Annotated in this window: 20 protein-coding genes; 4 read left to right on the forward strand and 16 right to left on the reverse strand. The window is 68.8% G+C overall.

Features of this window, described 5'->3' with window-relative positions; translation table 11 throughout:
- Positions 1-2: 2 nt before the first annotated feature.
- Positions 3-719, forward strand: coding sequence for an ABC transporter permease subunit (locus AB0J69_RS04775; protein WP_364112916.1), 717 nt, complete (start codon positions 3-5; stop codon positions 717-719).
- A 54-nt stretch (positions 720-773) separates the two neighbouring features.
- Here the strand turns inward: AB0J69_RS04775 and glmM are convergent, their stop codons facing one another.
- The 3 genes from glmM to rplM are packed head-to-tail and all read right to left on the reverse strand — an operon-like array spanning position 774 to position 3,116.
- The gene (gene glmM, locus AB0J69_RS04780; RefSeq protein ID WP_364112918.1) at positions 774-2,120 is read right to left on the reverse strand and encodes a phosphoglucosamine mutase; all 1,347 of its coding nucleotides are present in this window, start codon (positions 2,118-2,120) and stop codon (positions 774-776) included.
- A 1-nt stretch (position 2,121) separates the two neighbouring features.
- Positions 2,122-2,646 (reverse strand): 30S ribosomal protein S9, encoded by a 525-nt coding sequence (gene rpsI, locus AB0J69_RS04785; RefSeq protein WP_364112919.1) that lies wholly within the window; start codon positions 2,644-2,646, stop codon positions 2,122-2,124.
- A 26-nt stretch (positions 2,647-2,672) separates the two neighbouring features.
- Positions 2,673-3,116 carry a 50S ribosomal protein L13 gene (gene rplM, locus AB0J69_RS04790; protein ID WP_106236123.1) on the reverse strand — a complete coding sequence of 148 codons (444 nt, stop codon included), beginning with the start codon at positions 3,114-3,116 and terminating at the stop codon, positions 2,673-2,675.
- Between the two features lie 307 nt (positions 3,117-3,423).
- Between rplM and AB0J69_RS04795 the strand changes: the two genes are divergently transcribed.
- From AB0J69_RS04795 to AB0J69_RS04805, 3 genes are all read left to right on the forward strand, one after another.
- Positions 3,424-4,182 (forward strand): CAP domain-containing protein, encoded by a 759-nt coding sequence (locus tag AB0J69_RS04795; protein WP_364112920.1) that lies wholly within the window; start codon positions 3,424-3,426, stop codon positions 4,180-4,182.
- Between the two features lie 24 nt (positions 4,183-4,206).
- On the forward strand, positions 4,207-5,823 hold the full coding sequence (locus AB0J69_RS04800; RefSeq protein WP_364112922.1) for a hypothetical protein: 1,617 nt from the start codon (positions 4,207-4,209) through the stop codon (positions 5,821-5,823).
- Positions 5,824-6,095: 272 nt separating this feature from the next.
- Complete coding sequence (locus tag AB0J69_RS04805; RefSeq protein WP_364112924.1) at positions 6,096-8,387, forward strand: hypothetical protein; 2,292 nt, start codon at positions 6,096-6,098, stop codon at positions 8,385-8,387.
- Here AB0J69_RS04805 and truA read toward each other — a convergent pair whose 3' ends face one another.
- The 13 genes from truA to secY all read right to left on the reverse strand — a co-directional run bounded on the left by truA (position 8,388) and on the right by secY (position 17,358).
- Positions 8,388-9,239, reverse strand: coding sequence for a tRNA pseudouridine(38-40) synthase TruA (gene truA, locus AB0J69_RS04810; RefSeq protein WP_364112926.1), 852 nt, complete (start codon positions 9,237-9,239; stop codon positions 8,388-8,390). It lies immediately after the preceding gene.
- A gap of 78 nt (positions 9,240-9,317) precedes the next feature.
- Entirely contained in the window at positions 9,318-9,872 is a 555-nt protein-coding gene (rplQ, locus tag AB0J69_RS04815; protein WP_364112928.1) for a 50S ribosomal protein L17, read from the reverse strand.
- 127 nt (positions 9,873-9,999) lie between these two features.
- The gene (locus AB0J69_RS04820) at positions 10,000-11,016 is read right to left on the reverse strand and encodes a DNA-directed RNA polymerase subunit alpha (protein ID WP_043623495.1); all 1,017 of its coding nucleotides are present in this window, start codon (positions 11,014-11,016) and stop codon (positions 10,000-10,002) included.
- A gap of 105 nt (positions 11,017-11,121) precedes the next feature.
- The gene (rpsD, locus tag AB0J69_RS04825) at positions 11,122-11,748 is read right to left on the reverse strand and encodes a 30S ribosomal protein S4 (RefSeq protein ID WP_346113072.1); all 627 of its coding nucleotides are present in this window, start codon (positions 11,746-11,748) and stop codon (positions 11,122-11,124) included.
- A 23-nt stretch (positions 11,749-11,771) separates the two neighbouring features.
- Positions 11,772-12,176 carry a 30S ribosomal protein S11 gene (rpsK, locus tag AB0J69_RS04830; protein WP_020542285.1) on the reverse strand — a complete coding sequence of 135 codons (405 nt, stop codon included), beginning with the start codon at positions 12,174-12,176 and terminating at the stop codon, positions 11,772-11,774.
- Between the two features lie 45 nt (positions 12,177-12,221).
- The gene (rpsM, locus tag AB0J69_RS04835; protein WP_043623489.1) at positions 12,222-12,602 is read right to left on the reverse strand and encodes a 30S ribosomal protein S13; all 381 of its coding nucleotides are present in this window, start codon (positions 12,600-12,602) and stop codon (positions 12,222-12,224) included.
- A gap of 211 nt (positions 12,603-12,813) precedes the next feature.
- Positions 12,814-12,927: a 50S ribosomal protein L36 gene (gene rpmJ / locus AB0J69_RS04840; protein WP_003956441.1), complete on the reverse strand. Its 114-nt coding sequence runs from the start codon at positions 12,925-12,927 to the stop codon at positions 12,814-12,816.
- An 89-nt stretch (positions 12,928-13,016) separates the two neighbouring features.
- The gene (infA, locus tag AB0J69_RS04845) at positions 13,017-13,238 is read right to left on the reverse strand and encodes a translation initiation factor IF-1 (protein WP_012887858.1); all 222 of its coding nucleotides are present in this window, start codon (positions 13,236-13,238) and stop codon (positions 13,017-13,019) included.
- 289 nt (positions 13,239-13,527) lie between these two features.
- Entirely contained in the window at positions 13,528-13,932 is a 405-nt protein-coding gene (locus AB0J69_RS04850) for a hypothetical protein (protein WP_364112931.1), read from the reverse strand.
- A gap of 103 nt (positions 13,933-14,035) precedes the next feature.
- The gene (locus tag AB0J69_RS04855; RefSeq protein WP_364112933.1) at positions 14,036-14,467 is read right to left on the reverse strand and encodes a DUF1707 domain-containing protein; all 432 of its coding nucleotides are present in this window, start codon (positions 14,465-14,467) and stop codon (positions 14,036-14,038) included.
- 15 nt (positions 14,468-14,482) lie between these two features.
- The gene (gene map / locus AB0J69_RS04860; protein WP_364112935.1) at positions 14,483-15,292 is read right to left on the reverse strand and encodes a type I methionyl aminopeptidase; all 810 of its coding nucleotides are present in this window, start codon (positions 15,290-15,292) and stop codon (positions 14,483-14,485) included.
- A gap of 111 nt (positions 15,293-15,403) precedes the next feature.
- Positions 15,404-16,054 (reverse strand): adenylate kinase, encoded by a 651-nt coding sequence (locus AB0J69_RS04865; protein ID WP_364112937.1) that lies wholly within the window; start codon positions 16,052-16,054, stop codon positions 15,404-15,406.
- The gene (gene secY / locus AB0J69_RS04870) at positions 16,054-17,358 is read right to left on the reverse strand and encodes a preprotein translocase subunit SecY (RefSeq protein WP_364112939.1); all 1,305 of its coding nucleotides are present in this window, start codon (positions 17,356-17,358) and stop codon (positions 16,054-16,056) included. The genes AB0J69_RS04865 and secY overlap by 1 nt, the downstream gene beginning before the upstream one ends.
- Between the last annotated feature and the right edge of the window lie 23 nt (positions 17,359-17,381).

The following is a 17,381-nucleotide window of genomic DNA, read 5'->3' on the forward strand; positions in this document are numbered from 1 at the left end:
CCATGAACACAGTCGTCGCCGGCATCACCTACCGGGCCCTGCTGGGCCGCCGGCGGATCCTCCTGCTCCTGCTGCTCCCGGTGGCCCTGATCGGCCTGGCCGTGATGCTGCGCGTGTTCGGCGCCGACGACCAGCGCACGACCGTCCAGCTCATGGAGAAGTTCGCGCTGGGCACCATGCTCCCGCTGCTGGGCCTGATCGCCGGCACCGGCGTCATCGCCCCGGAGATCGACGACGGCACGATCATCCACCTGATGTCCAAGCCGATCTCCCGCCCGGTCATCGCCCAGACGAAGTTCCTGGTGGCGGTCACGCTGCTGGCCTTGTTCGCGACCGTGCCGACGTACGTGGCGGCCTGGATCCTGGTGGGCAACGAGGACGGCATCGCCCCTGGCTTCGCCGTGGGCTCGCTGGTGGCCGGCATCGCGTACGCGGCCGTCTTCCTGCTGCTCGGCGTCGTCACCCGGCACGCGGTCACGATCGGCATCGTCTACGCCCTGGTCTGGGAGACGCTGGTGGGCAACCTCATCGCGGGCGCCCACAAGTTCTCGATCCAGCGCTGGGGCCAGTCGATCGCCGACCAGATCAGCGACTCGGCGTTCCTCAAGACGGACGTCACGCTGGGCTTCGCCGTACCGGCCCTGCTCCTCGTCACCATCGGCGCGGTCCTCTGGGCCGGCCAGCGGTTGCGCGCCTTCTCGCTCACGGGCGACGAGTAGACATGGATACGGCCCGCGGGAATCCCCGCGGGCCGTATCCGAAAAGGGTGTTGTTCAGACGCAGGCCGTACGCACCACGTCGGCCAGCCGCCCCGCCACCTGCGTGGCGTGCTCCTCCGACGCGGCCTCGACCATGACCCGGATCATCGGCTCGGTCCCGCTCGGCCTGATCAGGACCCGGCCGGTCTCCCCGAGCTCCGCCTCCGCCTCCGCCACCGCGGCGACGAGTTCGGGCACCGAGGACTTGCCCTTGTCCACGTCCTTGACGTTGATCAGGATCTGCGGCAACGGCGTCATCACCGCGGCCAGCTCCTTCAGCGGCACCCCCGACTTGGCCATCACGCCCAGCAGGTGGAGCGAGGTGAGCAGGCCGTCACCGGTGGTGGCGTGGTCGAGCATGATGACGTGGCCCGACTGCTCGCCGCCGAGGTTGAAGCCGTCCGACTTCATCCGCTCCAGCACGTAACGGTCGCCCACCGCGGTCTCCACCACGGTGATCCCGGCATCGCGCATGGCGAGCTTGAAGCCGAGGTTCGACATCACGGTCGCGACCACGGTGTCCTTGGCCAGCAGACCCTCGCCGTGCATGGCGGCGGCCAGGATGGCCATGATGTGGTCACCGTCGATGATCGAGCCCGTGTGGTCGACCGCCAGGCAGCGGTCGGCGTCGCCGTCGTAGGCCACGCCCAGGTCCGCCCCGCGCGAGATGACCACCTGCTGGAGCTTGTCCAGGTGGGTGGAGCCGTAGCCGGCGTTGATGTTGAGGCCGTCGGGCCGCGCGCCGATGGCCTCGACCCGGGCCCCCGCGCGCACCAGCGCCTCCGGAGCCACCATGTGGGCGGCGCCGTGGGCGCAGTCGACCACGATGTTCAGGCCGTCGAGCGCGGCACTCATCGTGGTGAGCACGTGGGAGATGTAGCGGTCGGCCTCGCCGTACGCGTCGCGCACACGGCCCACGCCGGAGCCGACCGGGAAGCTCCACTCCTCGCCCAGCCGCCGCTCGATCTCGTCCTCGACCACGTCGGACAGCTTGAAGCCGCCGCGGGCCAGGAACTTGATGCCGTTGTCGGGCGCGGGGTTGTGCGACGCCGAGAGCATGACGCCGAGGTCGGCGCCGAGCGCGGCGGTGAGATGGGCGACGGCCGGGGTGGGCAGCACGCCGAGGCGCAGCACATCCACTCCAGACGCCGCGAGGCCGGCGACCACGGCGGCCTCGAGAAACTCTCCCGAGGCACGCGGGTCCCGGCCCACGACCGCTACCGGACGGCGTCCGGTAGCGGCGAACGCGCCTGCATCGCCGAGGACATGAGCCGCCGCCACGGAAAGATCCATGGCGAGCTCGGCCGTGAGGTCGCGACCCGCGACCCCACGTACCCCGTCGGTGCCGAAAAGGCGCGCCAATTTAGCGCTTGCTGTACTGCGGAGCCTTGCGGGCCTTCTTGAGGCCGTACTTCTTCCGCTCCGTGGCGCGGGCGTCACGGGTGAGGAAGCCGGCCTTCTTCAGCGGCGGCCGGTTGACTTCGACGTCCAGGATCGCCAGGGCGCGGGACAGGCCCATGCGCAGCGCGCCGGCCTGGCCGGTCACGCCGCCGCCGTCGATGCGCGCGATGACGTCGAACGCCTCCTCGGCGCCGAGCACCACGAAGGGCTCGTTGACGATCTGCTGGTGGACCTTGTTGGGGAAGTAGACGTCCAGCGAACGACCGTTGATCGTCCACTTGCCGGTGCCGGGGACGATGCGCACGCGGGCGATCGCCTCCTTACGGCGGCCGGTGCCGTACGAGTTGCCCGTGGTGACGGGCTTGCGCACGGGAGCGTCAGCGCTGGCGGCGGACTCGGTGGTGTACTCGGACGGGAAGTCCTCGCTGGAGACTTCCTCCAGCTCGGCCGTCTCTACGACCGTCTCGACACCGGTGGGCTCAGCCACGGTTCTCCTCTAACTCTTTCGAACTACTACTGGGCGATCTGGGTGATCTCGAACGGCACCGGCTGCTGGGCCTGGTGCGGGTGCTCGGAACCCGCGTAGACCTTCAGCTTCTTGGCCATCTTCCGACCGAGGGAGTTCTTCGGCAGCATGCCCTTCACGGCCTTCTCGACGGCCTTGTCGGGGCGCTTGTCCATGAGCTCGCCATAGCTGACGGAACGCAGACCGCCCGGGTAGCCCGAGTGGCGGTACGCCTTCTTCTGCTCACGCTTGTTACCGCTCAGCGCGATCTTGTCGGCATTGATGACGATGACGAAGTCACCCGTGTCGACGTGGTTCGCGAAGATCGGCTTGTGCTTGCCGCGGAGCAGGGTCGCGACGTGGCTGGCCAGCCGGCCCAGCACGACATCGGTCGCGTCGATGACGTACCACTGACGCTGGACGTCGGCGGGCTTCGGTGAGTACGTGCGCACGGTCGTAGCCTTCTTTATGCTCGCGTCTTCGGCGCTGTCGGATGCGACAGCCACATTTGTCGGTCGGTGCGGGCACACGACGGCCCGGACCTTCCGTCTCCGCAACACGGGAGATGACGCCGGACGCGCCGCGCATTGGTCACGCTGGACCTATGCACACAACGAACCTAAGCTACCCGCCCAATGGCGTGCAGGTCAAAGTGACCGGTAACCCGAAGCGAGTCTACCTGACCGCAGAACGGTTCGATTTCGTTTCCCTGGGACCTCTTCTTTCCCAGGACCCGACATCCCTATCGTTAGCGGCGGTATGTGGCAGAACACTCACACCCGGCAAACCCAGCGGGGCCCCCGGCGCCGGAGCCACCTGGGTGTGCTGGCCTGCCTCATGGCGGTCCTCTTCACGGGCGTGCTGATCGGCCGGCTGATCGACGACGCGGAGCCGGCCCCCCACATCTACCTCAACGAGACCGTCCCGCCCGCGGCCGCCACCGCCAACCCCGCGCCGACGGCGGCGAAGAAGGCGCAGCCGCAGGTCGACCGGATCCCCCGGGGCGTCACGACCAAGAAGATCCCGAGCGAGGCCGCCACACCAAGGCCGACCAGGACGCCCGAAGGGCAGATCCCCGGCTTCAACTCGCACGACGACCCCGCGGTGCTCGGCGACCAGGACGACGGCGTGCGGGTGCTGGCCGGCATGGCGTACGAGGTCGTCTCCCTGACCAACACCGCCCGGGCCAGGCGCGGCTGCGGGCCGCTCCGGGTGGACGACGGGCTCACCCGGTCCGCGCGTACGCACTCGCTGGAGATGGCCCGTACCGGTCGGCTCGCGCACAACTCCCCCGACGGCGCCTCGCCCTGGGACCGGATGGAGCGCGCCGGATACCGCTGGGGCGCCGCCGAGAACATCGGCGCCGGCTACAGCACGCCCGATGAGGCGGTACGCGGCTGGATGGACAGCCCCGACCACCGCAAGAACATCCTGGACTGCCGCCTGAAGGCCATCGGAGTCGGCGTCGCCTCCGGCCCCGGCGGGCTGTGGTGGACCCAGGACTTCGGAACCCAATGACAAACCTCACGGTAATGTCTCCGCATGGGTTCTCCCCAAGAACGTGAAAACGGCACGGGCGACGCTCCCTTCGCCCCCTTCGGCCCCGGCCCCGCCGGCGGCGCCCCCTACGGGATGGGTGGCGCCCCCAGGAGCGGCCCGCCCAACGGCGGCGGCCCCGCAGGCGGCGGACCCGCGGACGGCGGCCCAGCAGGTCGTCGCCCCGCAGGTGGCGACGCCGCGGGCGGCAGCCTGGGGGGCGCATTCAACGGCGGCGGCCCGGCGGGCGGCGCCTTCAACGGCGGCGGTTCCACCGGCGGCCCGTTCAACGGCGACGGACCCGCGGGCGGCGGGCCCGCGGGCCCGTTCAACGGCGGCTCGTTCAGCGGCGGCTCGTTCGACGGCGGCGCGCCGATGAGTGGCGCGCCCGGCGACGGCGGGCCCTCCCGTGGCAGGCGAGGCCGCGGCGGTAGCCACGCGGGCGGCCCCTCGGCGCCCGGCTCCTTCGGAGACGACCCGTTCGCCGCAGGCCCCGCAGGCGGCCAGCGGCCCGGCGGCCCCCCTGGCGACGGCTCGTTCGGAGGCGGCTCGTTCGGCGCAGGCCCCGCAGGTGGGCCGTCCGGTGGCCGCCCGTCCGGTGGCGGCTCTTCCGGCGGACGCGACCCCTTCGGCGGCGGTGGCGCCTTCGGCGGGGGTGACGCGTTCGGCAGCGGCGGAGGCGCGTTCGGCGGCGCACCATCCGGCGACGGTCCGGGAAGCGCCGCCCCAGGAGCCGGCGACCCCTCGGACGACGGCCCCGCGACCGGCAAGTCCCGCCGCTCCCGCAAGGAGCGCAAGGGCAAGGACAAGGAAACCTCCGCCAACGAAGGCTCCACCAAGGAAGACGCCGCCGGCGACACCACGAGGGCACCACAGAGCAAGGTCGGCTGGAGCCCCTACGACGAGGGCAAGCGCTCGCGCGCCCCGCTGTGGGCCGCGCTCGGCGGCGTCGCGGTGCTCGGCCTGCTCGGCGGCGGCCTCGCGCTGATGTGGAACACCGACGACCCCGTCACCGCCGAGGCCACCGCCGCACGCCAGACCTCGGCGCCGCTCCCCTCACCCCCGCCCGGCAAGTACGGCTACGCCGCCGAGCGCAGCACCGACCCTGACCCGATCTCGGTCAAGGAGGTCTTCGGCTCGAAGAAGAAGCTCTCGGTCTCCGGCCGCAGCTACGAGATGACGATCACCAGCAAGGACAAGAAGTGCACTGACGGCGCCCTGGGCGACGCGCTCCACAAGGCGCTCAAGGCCGCCAAGTGCACCCAGTTCGTACGCGCGAGCTTCCGCGACAAGGACGGCAAGGTCATCGGCACGGTCGGCGTGGCCAACCTCAGCTCCAGCAAGCAGGCGAGCAAGGTGGCCAAGGCCGGCGACACGAAGAACTACGTCAAGCCGCTGGCGGGCAAGGACACCGTCACCAAGTTCCTCGGCTCGGGCAGCGGCGGCGCGAAGATCTCGACGTACGGCCACTACGCGATCTTGTACTGGTTCCAGAACAAGGACGGCACCAAGCCCGACTCGAAGGGGTCGAAGCGGATTTCCGAGGCCATCAACGACATCACCAAGGCCACCTTGTTCCTGGCCCTGGACAACCGGGCACTCACCGGAAGTCCGCTGGGCTGAACCGGGCATCGAGCGTCAAATGTGCCTGAAGGGGATGCCGGATGCCTCTGGGAACACCCATACCGACATAACGATCTCGCTACTCTCGCTAGGCTCCAGCTATGCGTGGCCAGGAACCCGGGTCTGAGCACGATCGCAGGGAAGCCGACCGCTCGGCCGTCCCCGCGACGCCACCGCCGAGCTTCGGCCAGACCAGCGGGCGAGACGTTCCACCGGCGTCCACACCATCCGATGAGGCGGCGGACGCCGAGGCGCGTCCCGTCCCTCCCGTCTTGCAGGGGCCCCCTCCGCCGGATCTGGAGGGGCCGCCCGGCGCCCAGCCATGGGAGGTGCCGGGCGGCGACGACGACGTCCCGTACGACTGGTTCTCCGACCCCACCGACCCCGAGGTGATCCCGCCGGAGCCCTTCGGCGCACCACAGCCCGGCCTCCGACCGCCGGGCCTGCCGCACCAGGAGCACCAGCCGTTCATCCCGGCACAGGCGGGCCAGCACGCCTTCGGCCCGCCCCCCACCGACGCCCCGCCCTTCGGCGCGCCCGAGACCACCCCCACGCCCTTCGGCACACCCGATACGGACCACGCGCCCTTCGGCACGGCAGAGACCAACCCCGCTCCCTTCGCCGCGCCTGAGAGCGACCACGCGCCTTTCGGCACGCCCCAGACCGACCACACAGCCTTCGCCGCGCCTGAGAGCGACCACGCGCCTTTCGGCACGCCCCAGACCGACCACACGGCCTTCGAGGTCGAGCCCGAGCACGCCTGGCCCGGCGAGCCGCACACGCCTCAGGCGGCGAGCGACCAGACCCGGCCCGGGCGGCTCCACGACATCCGCCCGTGGGACGAGCCGAAGCAAGCCCCAGGCGAGCAGCCCGGCAGCTGGCCGGTCGAGCCGGTGGTGCCCGGTGCGCCGCCCTGGGAGCCGCCGCCCGCGTTCACCGCCGCCGCGGCGGGCATGCCGGTCTGGCCCGCGCCCGTCACCGACCCGAACGCCGTGCCACCCTGGCCGGCCGCCACGGGCGAGCTGGTGGCCGAGCCCGACGCCGACGAGCCGAGCCAGCCCTTCGACCCGAACGCCACCAACCCGGAGGGCTTCACCCGCCCGGCCCACCTCTTCGCCCCGAACGCCGCAGAACGGGACACCGCCCAGCACCCCACGGCAGCCCAGCACCCGGCGTCCGGCCCGAACCCAATTCCGGACCCGAACCCGAACCACCCCGCACCCGCCCAGCCGGGCACCCCGCAGGCCGACAGCACCCGCACGGACCCGGACACCACGCAGTCCGCCACCGTCCACCCAGCCCCAGCCCCAGCCCCAGCCCCGGCCCCGGCCGTCCCGCACATCCCCGAGCCCGACGACCAGTCAGGCGACACCCGGCCGGGCCTCCGGCTCCCGGCAACCGCCTACCCAGACGACTCGGAAGCGGCCCGACCGGACACCCGGCCACCGGCCCCGGGCGGGCCCGACGCCACGCCCGACCGCAAGGTCCCCCTGTCCGCCCCCGTGGCGGAGCACGCCGACACCCGCCCCGCCGTCCGCAACGACCCCGCCCGACAGCAGGACGACACCACCCGCCCAGCCCACTACTTCGACCCGAACGCGGCCAGGCGCGACCCCGCCAACCCGTCCATCCGTCCCCCGGAGCCCGGCGACGTACCCGTCTGGCCTCCCCTCCCCCCTGCCGGTGACAAGCTGCCCGAGCTGCCGTTCTCCAGAGACACCTGGGGCCAGAAGGCCTCGACCTCCCTCGACCTGCCCACACCCCCCACGGGCAGCCCCGCGTTCCCACCGGGAGCGTTCAAGCAGCCCCCGTTCCAGACCCCGCCCCCACCCCCGCCTCCGGGCAAGAGCAAGCGGGCCCTGCTGGTGACGCTGGGGGCGCTGGCCCTGGCCGGCGTGGCGACGGCGGGATTCTTCGCCGTCCAGACCCTGAGCCCCGGGACGCCCACGGCGGCCGAGTCCCGCCCCGCCGTGTCCACCCCGCCGACCGACACGGAGCCGTCCGCCGCCCCGCCCGCCGACGGGGCCGGCACGTCCGTGCTCAACTCCGAGCAGACCGACCCGCAGAAGCTGTCGCTGTCGGAGGCGTTCCCGAAGAAGAAGGTGAGCGCGGCGGGCACGACGTTCACCAGGGTCAAGGCGGACATGGAGACGACCTGCGACAAGGCCGCCACCGGGGACTTCGCCGACGCGCTGAAGGAGCAGAAGTGCAGCCGCGTGCTGCGGGCCACGTACGTCGACAGCAAGCGCCGCTACGCCGTCACCACCGGCATCGCCGTGCTGCCTGACAAGGACGCCGCCGCCACCGCCGACCAGGCGAAGAACCTCTCCCGCAACATCTGGTTCCGCCCGCTCCCCGGCGCCTCCGGCTCGGGCGGCGAGCGCGTGCACATCGCCGGCGGCTACGCCGCGGGCCTGGTCTGGGGCCGCTACATCGTCTTCAGCTACGCCACCCACGCCGACGGCCACACCCCGGCGGCCAAGGAGAAGACGCTGCCCAAGGTCAGCGGCGCGTTCCGCGACCAGACCTCGCTCGTGCTGGAACGCCGCATCACCGGCAACTGATCACTCGGACGCCGTACGCACTCGCCGCGTGGCCTGGGCCCGCGCGGCGAGCTCGGCCTCCGGCGGGTAACCGACCTCCTCCAGGCACAGCCCGTGCGCCGGAGCCACGTGCACGGCGGAGTCGCGTACGGCCCGCGTCAACACCTCGCCCGGCCACTCCACCGGCCGCCGCCCGTCCCCGGCCGCCAGCAGTGACCCCACCAGCGCCCGCACCATCGAGTGGCAGAAGGCGTCCGCCACCACGGTGGCCACCAGCACCCCGTCCGCCTGCCGCACCCAGTCCAGCCGCTGCAGCTCCCGGATCGTCGTGGCCCCCTCGCGCTTCTTGCAGAACGCCGCGAAGTCGTGCTCGCCGAGCAACCGCGCGGCGGCCGCGTTCAGCGTCCCGAGATCCAGCGGCCGGTTGTGCCAGACCACCTCTCGCCGCCGCAGCGGGTCGACACCGCCAGGGCCGTCACCCACCCGGTACGCGTACCGGCGGAACATCGCCGAGAACCGTGCGTCAAAGCCCTCAGGAGCCACCGAGACCCGATAAATCCGTACATCTGGTTCCAGGACCCCACCGAGCCGCCTCACGAGCGCAGAGAGCCGCTCATCGACGCCCAGCGTCCCCCGGTTCCCGTCGAGCTCGCCCAGCGACCCCTCGGCCACGTCCACGTGAGCGACCTGCCCCCGCGCGTGCACCCCCGCGTCTGTACGCCCCGCCACGGTCAGCTCGGCCGGCCCGCCGAGCCGCAGGATCCGCCCGAGCGCCTGCTCGATCTCCCCCTGCACCGTGCGCAGCCCCGGCTGCCTGGCCCATCCCGAGAAGTCGGTCCCGTCGTACGCGAGGTCGAGGCGGAGCCGTACCACGATGATCCTCCCTAGATATGGAAAACGGGCCCGAACCCCCGCAAGGGGATCCGGGCCCGTCTCATCCGGCCTGGAAGATCAGGCCTCGTCCTTCTTCGCCTCGGCGGGAGCCTCGGCGGCCGGGGTCTCCTCGGCGGCGGCCTCGGGAGCCTCAGCAGTCTCGGCCTTGGCCTCGGTGGCCTCCTCGGCCGCCGGCGCCTCGGTCTCCTCGGCGGCCGGCGCGGGCGCGGCGGCAGCGGCGGGAGCCTCGGTGCGGCGGGTCGTGACGCCGTTCAGCGGCTCGGTCACCAGCTCGATGACCGCCATGGGGGCGTTGTCGCCCTTACGCGCACCGATCTTGGTGATGCGGGTGTAGCCACCGGGACGCTCGGCGAACGTCGTCGCGATCTCGGTGAAGAGGTGGTGCACGACGCCCTTGTCCCGAACGACGGTCAGGACCTGACGCCGGTTGTGGATGTCGCCCTTCTTCGCCTTGGTGATCAGGCGCTCCGCCAGCGGGCGCAGGCGCTTGGCCTTCGCGACCGTCGTACGGATCTTGCCGTAGCGGAACAGATCGGTGGCGAGGTTCGCCAGGATCAGCCGCTCGTGCGCCGGGCTGCCGCCAAGACGTGCACCCTTGGTGGGCTTGGGCATGGTCTTTCTCCTCCTGGATCAACCCGCCCCGGCCGTACCAGGTACCGGAGTCGGGCCGGACCGCGGTCGCTCGCGCGGTCCGTTATTGAACCCCGCGCCGCACGGGCGGCGCGGGGAAAAGCGAAGATCAGTACTGCTCGGTCTCGACGTACGCGCTGTCGTCGTCGTCGTAGCCGCCGCCGGCCACCGCGCTCGGGTCGAACCCGGGCGGGGAGTCCTTGAGCGCCAGCGACATCTCGTGCAGCTTCTGCTTGACCTCTTCGATCGACTTGGCGCCGAAGTTCCTTATGTCGAGCAGGTCCTGCTCGCTGCGGGCGACGAGCTCACCCACGGTGTGGATGCCCTCGCGCTTGAGGCAGTTGTAGGAGCGAACGGTGAGGTTCAGCTCCTCGATCGGCAGCGCCAGGTCTGCGGCCAGGGCGGCGTCGGTCGGCGACGGGCCGATGTCGATGCCCTCTGCCTCGACGTTGAGCTCGCGGGCCAGGCCGAAGAGCTCGACGAGGGTCTTGCCGGCGGAGGCCACCGCGTCGCGGGGCTTCATCGCGGGCTTGGTCTCGACGTCGAGGATGAGGCGGTCGAAGTCGGTACGCTGCTCGACTCGGGTCGCCTCGACCTTGTAGGTGACCTTGAGCACCGGGGAGTAGATCGAGTCGATCGGGATCCGGCCGATCTCCTGACCCGGCTGCTTGTTCTGGGCGGCGGAGACGTAGCCGCGACCGCGCTCGACGGTCAGCTCCATCTCCAGCTTCGCCTTCCCGTTGAGGGTGGCGATGCGGAGCTCGGGGTTGTGCACCTCGACACCGGCCGGAGGCGCGATGTCGGCGGCGGTGACCTCACCCGGGCCCTGCTTGCGCAGGTACATCACGACCGGCTCGTCGTGCTCGGAGGAGACGACCAGCTCCTTGAGGTTGAGGATGATGTCGGTGACGTCTTCCTTGACCCCGGGAACGGTCGAGAACTCGTGCAGGACGCCCTCGATGCGGATGCTCGTCACGGCCGCGCCCGGGATGGACGACAGCAGCGTGCGACGCAGCGAGTTGCCGATGGTGTAGCCGAAGCCCGGCTCCAGCGGCTCGATGACGAATCGGGACCGGGTCTCGTCGATCGACTCTTCGAGAAGAGTCGGACGCTGAGCGATCAGCATGTTCGGGTTCTCCCCTTTTCGTGTGGCGCCCGCTATATGACGCCACTCCGATAAACAGCCTAGCCCGGGTGCGGTCTCCCGCACCCGGACCGGACGAGTGACTACTTACTTCGAGTAGTACTCGACGATGAGCTGCTCCTGGACCTGGGTGTCGATCTGCTGGCGAACCGGCAGCTGGTGAACCAGGACGCGGAGCTTGTCCGGCACGACGCCGAGCCACGCGGGAACCGTGCGCTCGCCGGCGGTGGCGCGAGCCACCTCGTACGGCAGCAGGTTGCGCTTGGTCTCGCGGACCTCGATGATGTCGTGCTCGCGAACGCGGTAGGACGGGATGTCGACCTTCTTGCCGTTCACCAGGAAGTGCCCGTGACGGACCTGCTGGCGGGCGGCGTCGCGCGACTGAGCGAAACCGGCGCGGTAGACGACGTTGTCGAGACGGCTCTCCAGGATCTGGAGCAGCACCTCACCCGACTTGCCGGTCTTGCCCGCGGCCTCCTCGTAGTAGTTGTGGAACTGCTTCTCGAGGACGCCGTAGATGCGCCGGGTCTTCTGCTTCTCGCGAAGCTGAAGCTGGTACTCGGTGTCCTTCGGACGACCGCGGCCGTGCTCACCCGGCGGGTAAGGACGGATCTCGATGGGGCACTTGGCGGACTCACACTTGCTGCCCTTGAGGAAGAGCTTGGTCTTCTCGCGACGGCAGAGCTTGCAGTCCGCGCCCGTGTAACGAGCCATTTCTCTGTATCTCCTGGGCTAATTCAGACGCGGCGGCGCTTCGGCGGCCGGCAACCGTTGTGCGGAACCGGGGTGACGTCCTGGATCGAGCCCACCTCGAGGCCGGTGGCCTGCAGCGAGCGGATCGCGGTCTCACGGCCGGAGCCGGGACCCTTGACGAAGACGTCGACCTTGCGCATGCCGTGCTCCATGGCGCGACGAGCGGCGTTCTCGGCGGCCATCTGAGCGGCGAACGGGGTGGACTTACGGGAGCCCTTGAAACCCACGTGGCCGGCGCTGGCCCAGGAGATCACGTTCCCGTTCGGGTCGGTGATCGAGACGATCGTGTTGTTGAACGTGCTCTTGATGTGGGCGTGCCCATGAGCGACGTTCTTCTTCTCCTTGCGGCGCACCTTCTTAGGCGCACCCTGGCGGCTCTTAGGAGGCATTCTTTGCCTTCACTCCTGAGGTCTTCGGTCCCGCGGCTGCGTGGACTACTTCTTACCGGGCTTCTTCTTGCCGGCGACGGTCTTCTTCTTGCCCTTACGGGTGCGCGCGTTGGTCTGCGTGCGCTGACCGTGCACGGGCAGGCCCTTGCGGTGCCGGATGCCCTGGTAGCAACCGATCTCGATCTTGCGACGGATGTCGGCCTGAACCTCACGGCGCAGGTCACCCTCGATCTTGAAGTTCGCCTCGATGTAGTCACGCATCGGGACGAGCTCGGTGTCGCTGAGCTGGTGGACCCGGAGGTCACCGCTGACACCGGTGGCCTGGAGGATCTCCTGGGCGCGGGTGCGGCCGATTCCGTAGATGTAGGTGAGAGCGATCTCCAGCCGCTTGTCGCGGGGGAGGTCGACGCCAACCAGGCGAGCCATGGTCGGGCATTCTCCTTCTTTGTGGCGGAGGTCTTGCGCCTCACAACCCCTCCCCAATGCCCGGGGTGAGGGCCCCGGCCTCCGACCGGGGGTCTCCTGAGTGGTTCGACCGGAGTCGCCTGCTCAGGCGTGACACGCGATTACTGACTCAGGCTCCTCATGCGTCGAGCCCGCTCCCTGATGGGGCGGACTCGGAGGAGCCTTGCGGCGACTAACCCTGGCGCTGCTTGTGGCGCAGGTTGTCGCAGATCACCATGACGCGACCGTGCCGGCGGATCACCTTGCACTTGTCGCAGATCTTCTTGACGCTCGGCTTTACCTTCATTGTCCTTCGTGTTCCTCAGACGTTGCTTCCTTGCGGGCGAAGCTCGCGTCTCACGACGGAATGTCTTCGCTACGCTGCGGATTCAGTCGTTACTTGTATCGGTAGACGATCCGCCCACGACTCAGGTCGTAGGGGCTCAGTTCAACGACAACCCGGTCGTCAGGAAGGATCCGGATGTAGTGCATCCGCATCCGTCCGCTGATGTGGGCCAGGACCTTATGGCCGTTGTCGAGCTGAACCCGGAACATGGCGTTCGGGAGCGACTCGACCACAGTGCCCTCGATCTCGATGGCGCCGTCTTTCTTGGCCAAAATTCCTCGCGTTTCACTGATCGGTCGTCTGAGGCTCCGGTTCACTACGCAGCCGCGACCTTCACGCTTCGAAGAGAGCGACGATCAGCAAAGATCGCCGACGCGTGATAGTCATAGTGAGCCGACTAAGGAGTGTACGACACCTGAGCCCAAAACGCGAAACGCGTGCCAGGTGTCCTGACACAACCATGTAAGAGTGTACCCCACGCTCCGCGCGACATCCCCCGCTCCGGCATGGCGGAAGGCCCGCCGGAGATTCTCGGCGGGCCTTCCACGGAACGGGGGCTTCCTAGTAGATGCGGTGCACCGAACCGCAGTACTTGTTCTTGCCGCCCCAGCAGGTGTAGGTGTAGATCTTCGAGATCCCCTTGCCCGACCAGGTCTCGTTGTACGAGCCGTTCCACTGGCGGTAGAACTTGTGCCACTTGCCGCCGGAGTAGTACTTGAACCAGACGTAGCCGTACTTCGGCGAGTACTCCTTGCCGTACCACCGGGTGTAGACCTTCTTGCCCGACTTGTAGGTCTTGCCGTAGGTGTAGGCCTTGTTGTTGCTGGAGTAGTACTTGCCCCAGTTACCCATGGAGCTGCTCGCCTGAGTGGCGGTGGCGGTGGCGGCCTGGGCGGCGGGGGCGACGGCGAGTCCGGTGACGGCGATCGAGCCGGCGAAGGCGGCTGCTGCAAGGACCTTACGCATTTGGTTTCCTTCGTGAGTGGTGTTCTCGACACACCTCACGTTAGGAATCCGGACGTATCCGGACTGCGGACGAATGCACACAGTGCACTAGTGCACAAAGTCCTCAGGAGCGCTTCGGATGGCCGTTGCCGAAGATGGTGCTCATCAGCAGGATCACGCCCCACGGGCCCATGACCCACAGCGGCCACGGATAGACCAGGTCACCCGACGTGATGCTCACGATCAGCCAGATCACCCAGTTGATGCCGCTGGCCACGGCCCAGGCGCTCCAGGCCGCCATCATCCCCGAATGCATGCGGCGCTGCTCGGGCGCCGGCGCGGGGGCCGCCCTGGCGGGCAGGTGGCGCATGTCCACATCGGGCAGGTCAACCGTCAGCTTGGCCAGCTCACCGTAGGTCTTGCTGCGGTAGAGCTCCTCCAGCCGCTCGTTGAACTCCTCCATCGTGATGCGGCCCTGCGCGGTGTGCTCGCGGAGGATGGCGGCGACACGATCGCGGTCGACGTCGGAGGCACGCATCTCGGGGCTGTTCGCCATCCCACCCACTCCCGGCTAGTTCTGCAGTTGGGTCAGGCGCTCTTTGCCCCCGTCCAGGGCGGTAAGCACCCAAGGACCATTATGTGTCACGGCGACGCTGTGCTCGAAGTGTGCGGAGTGCTTGCCGTCAATCGTGACCACGGTCCAGTCGTCGGCCAGCACGCGGGTGCGCTCGGTGCCCAGGTTCACCATGGGCTCGATGGCCAGGCACATGCCCTCCTCCAGCACCGGGCCGCGGCCGGGCTTGCCGTGGTTGGCGATCCACGGGTCCATGTGCATCTCGGTGCCGATGCCGTGGCCGCCGTACTCGGGCGGGATGCCGAAGCGGCCCTGCGACTTCACGTACCGCTCGACCTCGTAGCCGATGTCCGACAGGTGGCGGCCGGGGGTCAGCGCGGCGATGCCGCGCCACATGGCCTCCTCCGTGATCCGCATCAGCTCGGTCAGCTTGGGGTCCACCTCGCCGACCGGTACGGTCACCGCCGAGTCGCCGTGCCACCCGTCCAGGATCGCCCCGCAGTCGATGGAGATGATGTCCCCCTCGCGCAGCTTGCGGGCGTTCGTCGGGATGCCGTGCACCACCTCGTCGTTCACCGACGCGCAAATGGTCGCGGGGAAGCCCTGGTAGCCCTTGAACGACGGGATCGCGCCCTCATCCCTGATCGCCTTCTCGGCGACGACGTCGAGGTCGAGCGGCGTCATCCCGGGCTCGACGGTGCGCCTCAGCAGGTCGAGCGTGCGCCCCACCACGAGGCCGGCCGAGCGCATCTTCTCCAGCTGCTCCGGCGATTTGATCTGGATGCCGTGTCTGTTGCGTTTGAACATCTTCTGCCCCCCTGGGTCTCAACGGGCCACGGTGGGAGCCCAATTCCCCCCACAATAGCCGCGAGGTGGCACGGAAACCCGTGCCACCTCCGCAAATCGGTCGTGCTTCGGCTATCCCATGAACGGCCGGATCGCGTCCATGGCACGCTGCGTGACCTCTTCGACCGGTCCGGTCGCGTCGACGCCGACCAGGATGTCCTCGTCGGCGTAGTAGGAGACCAGCGGTGCCGTCTGCTCCTGGTAGACCTCCAGGCGGTGCCTGACGGTCTCCTCCTTGTCGTCGTCACGCTGGAACAACGCGCCCCCGCACGCGTCGCACCTGTCGTCCTTCTTGTCGTCGAACTCGACGTGCCAGATGCGCCCGCACTGGCTGCAGGTGCGCCGGCCGGCCAGTCGCCTGACCACCTCGTCGTCGTCGACGACGAGCTCGAGCACGAGGTCGAGCGCCTGGCCCCAGTCCTTGAGCATGTCGCGCAGGATCTCCGCCTGCGCGACGTTCCTCGGGAAGCCGTCGAGCAGGAAACCGTCCTGCGCGTCGTCCTCGGACAGACGGTCGCGGACCATGGCGATGGTGACCTCGTCGGGCACCAGGTCGCCACGGTCCATGAACGTCTTGGCCAGCTTGCCAAGGTCCGTGCCGCCCGAGACGTTGGCACGGAAGATGTCACCTGTCGAGATCTTCGGGATGGACAGGTTCGATGCGATGTACTGGGCCTGTGTCCCCTTACCCGCTCCGGGGGGCCCGACCAGAACGAGACGCACTACCGCAGGAAACCTTCGTAGTTACGCTGCTGCAGCTGGCTCTCGATCTGCTTCACCGTGTCCAGGCCGACGCCTACCATGATCAGAATGCTCGTCCCTCCGAACGGGAAGTTCTGGCTCGCACCGGCCACCGCCAGCGCGACGATCGGGACCATGGAGATGAGACCCAGATAGAGCGCGCCAGGCGCGGTCAGACGGGTGAGCACGAAGTTCAGGTATTCAGCCGTCGGACGGCCGGGACGGATGCCCGGAATGAAACCACCGTACTTCTTCATGTTGTCGGCGACTTCAGCGGGGTTGAACGTAATGGACACGTAGAAGTACGTGAAGAAAATGATCAGCAGGAAGAACGTGGCCATGTAGATCGGCGTGTCGCCGGTGGCCAGGTTCTGCGAGATCCAGGTGATCACCACGTTTTCGCTGGTCGAGAAGAGCGAGGTGACCAGCTGAGGCAGGTAGAGCAGCGAGGACGCGAAGATGACCGGGATGATGCCGGCCTGGTTGACCTTCAGCGGGATGTAGGTGGACGTGCCGCCGTACATCCTGCGGCCCACCATGCGCTTGGCGTACTGCACCGGGATGCGGCGCTGGGCCTGCTCGACGAACACCACGGCGGCGATCATGAAGACGCCGACGACCAGCACCACGGCGAAGGTGAACTTGTTCGCCTGGAAGATGTTGGCCAGCTCGGACGGGAAGACCGCGACGACCTGGGTGAAGATCAGGATGGACATGCCGTTGCCGACGCCACGGTCGGTGATGAGCTCACCGAGCCACATGATCACGGACGTACCGGCGGTCATGATGATGACCATCGTCACGATCTGGAAGATGTTGTCGGGGTCGAGCAGAACGTCCTGCTGGCAGTTCGGGAAGAGCTGGCCGGTACGGGCCAGCGCGATGAAGGCGGTCGACTGCAGGACGGCGAGCCCGATGGTCAGATAACGCGTATACTGCGTGATCTTGGTCTGGCCGGCCTGGCCTTCCTTCTTCAGCGCTTCGAGACGTGGAATGACCACGACGAGCAGCTGCAGAATGATGCTCGCCGTGATGTACGGCATGATGCCCAGCGCGAACACCGAAAGCTTCAGCAGCGCGCCGCCGCTGAACAGCTGGACCATCCCGTAGATGTTGCCGGTTTCGCCACTACGGGCCTGATCGAAACAGGCGGCGAGGTTCTGGACGTGGACTCCCGGAGTCGGAAGAACCGAGCCGAGACGGAAAAGCGCGATGATGCCCAGGGTGAAGAGCAACTTCTTGCGCAGGTCCGGTGTCCGGAACGCCCGGGTAAACGCGGTCAGCACGGTCCCTCCTGCGCGCCTTTACG

This window comes from Nonomuraea sp. NPDC049709, from assembly GCF_040674815.1.
Taxonomy (GTDB): Bacteria; Actinomycetota; Actinomycetes; order Streptosporangiales; family Streptosporangiaceae; genus Nonomuraea.

Coding starts and splice junctions, on each gene's coding strand:
- AB0J69_RS04775 (WP_364112916.1), top strand. CDS start 3: ATGAACACAGTCGTCGCCGGCATCACCTACCGGGCCCTGCTGGGCCGC.
- AB0J69_RS04795 (WP_364112920.1), top strand. CDS start 3,424: ATGTGGCAGAACACTCACACCCGGCAAACCCAGCGGGGCCCCCGGCGC.
- AB0J69_RS04800 (WP_364112922.1), top strand. CDS start 4,207: ATGGGTTCTCCCCAAGAACGTGAAAACGGCACGGGCGACGCTCCCTTC.
- rplQ (WP_364112928.1), bottom strand. CDS start 9,872: ATGCCCAAGCCCACCAAGGGTGCACGTCTTGGCGGCAGCCCGGCGCAC.
- AB0J69_RS04820 (WP_043623495.1), bottom strand. CDS start 11,016: ATGCTGATCGCTCAGCGTCCGACTCTTCTCGAAGAGTCGATCGACGAG.
- rpsD (WP_346113072.1), bottom strand. CDS start 11,748: ATGGCTCGTTACACGGGCGCGGACTGCAAGCTCTGCCGTCGCGAGAAG.
- rpsK (WP_020542285.1), bottom strand. CDS start 12,176: ATGCCTCCTAAGAGCCGCCAGGGTGCGCCTAAGAAGGTGCGCCGCAAG.
- rpsM (WP_043623489.1), bottom strand. CDS start 12,602: ATGGCTCGCCTGGTTGGCGTCGACCTCCCCCGCGACAAGCGGCTGGAG.
- rpmJ (WP_003956441.1), bottom strand. CDS start 12,927: ATGAAGGTAAAGCCGAGCGTCAAGAAGATCTGCGACAAGTGCAAGGTG.
- AB0J69_RS04850 (WP_364112931.1), bottom strand. CDS start 13,932: ATGCGTAAGGTCCTTGCAGCAGCCGCCTTCGCCGGCTCGATCGCCGTC.
- AB0J69_RS04855 (WP_364112933.1), bottom strand. CDS start 14,467: ATGGCGAACAGCCCCGAGATGCGTGCCTCCGACGTCGACCGCGATCGT.
- map (WP_364112935.1), bottom strand. CDS start 15,292: ATGTTCAAACGCAACAGACACGGCATCCAGATCAAATCGCCGGAGCAG.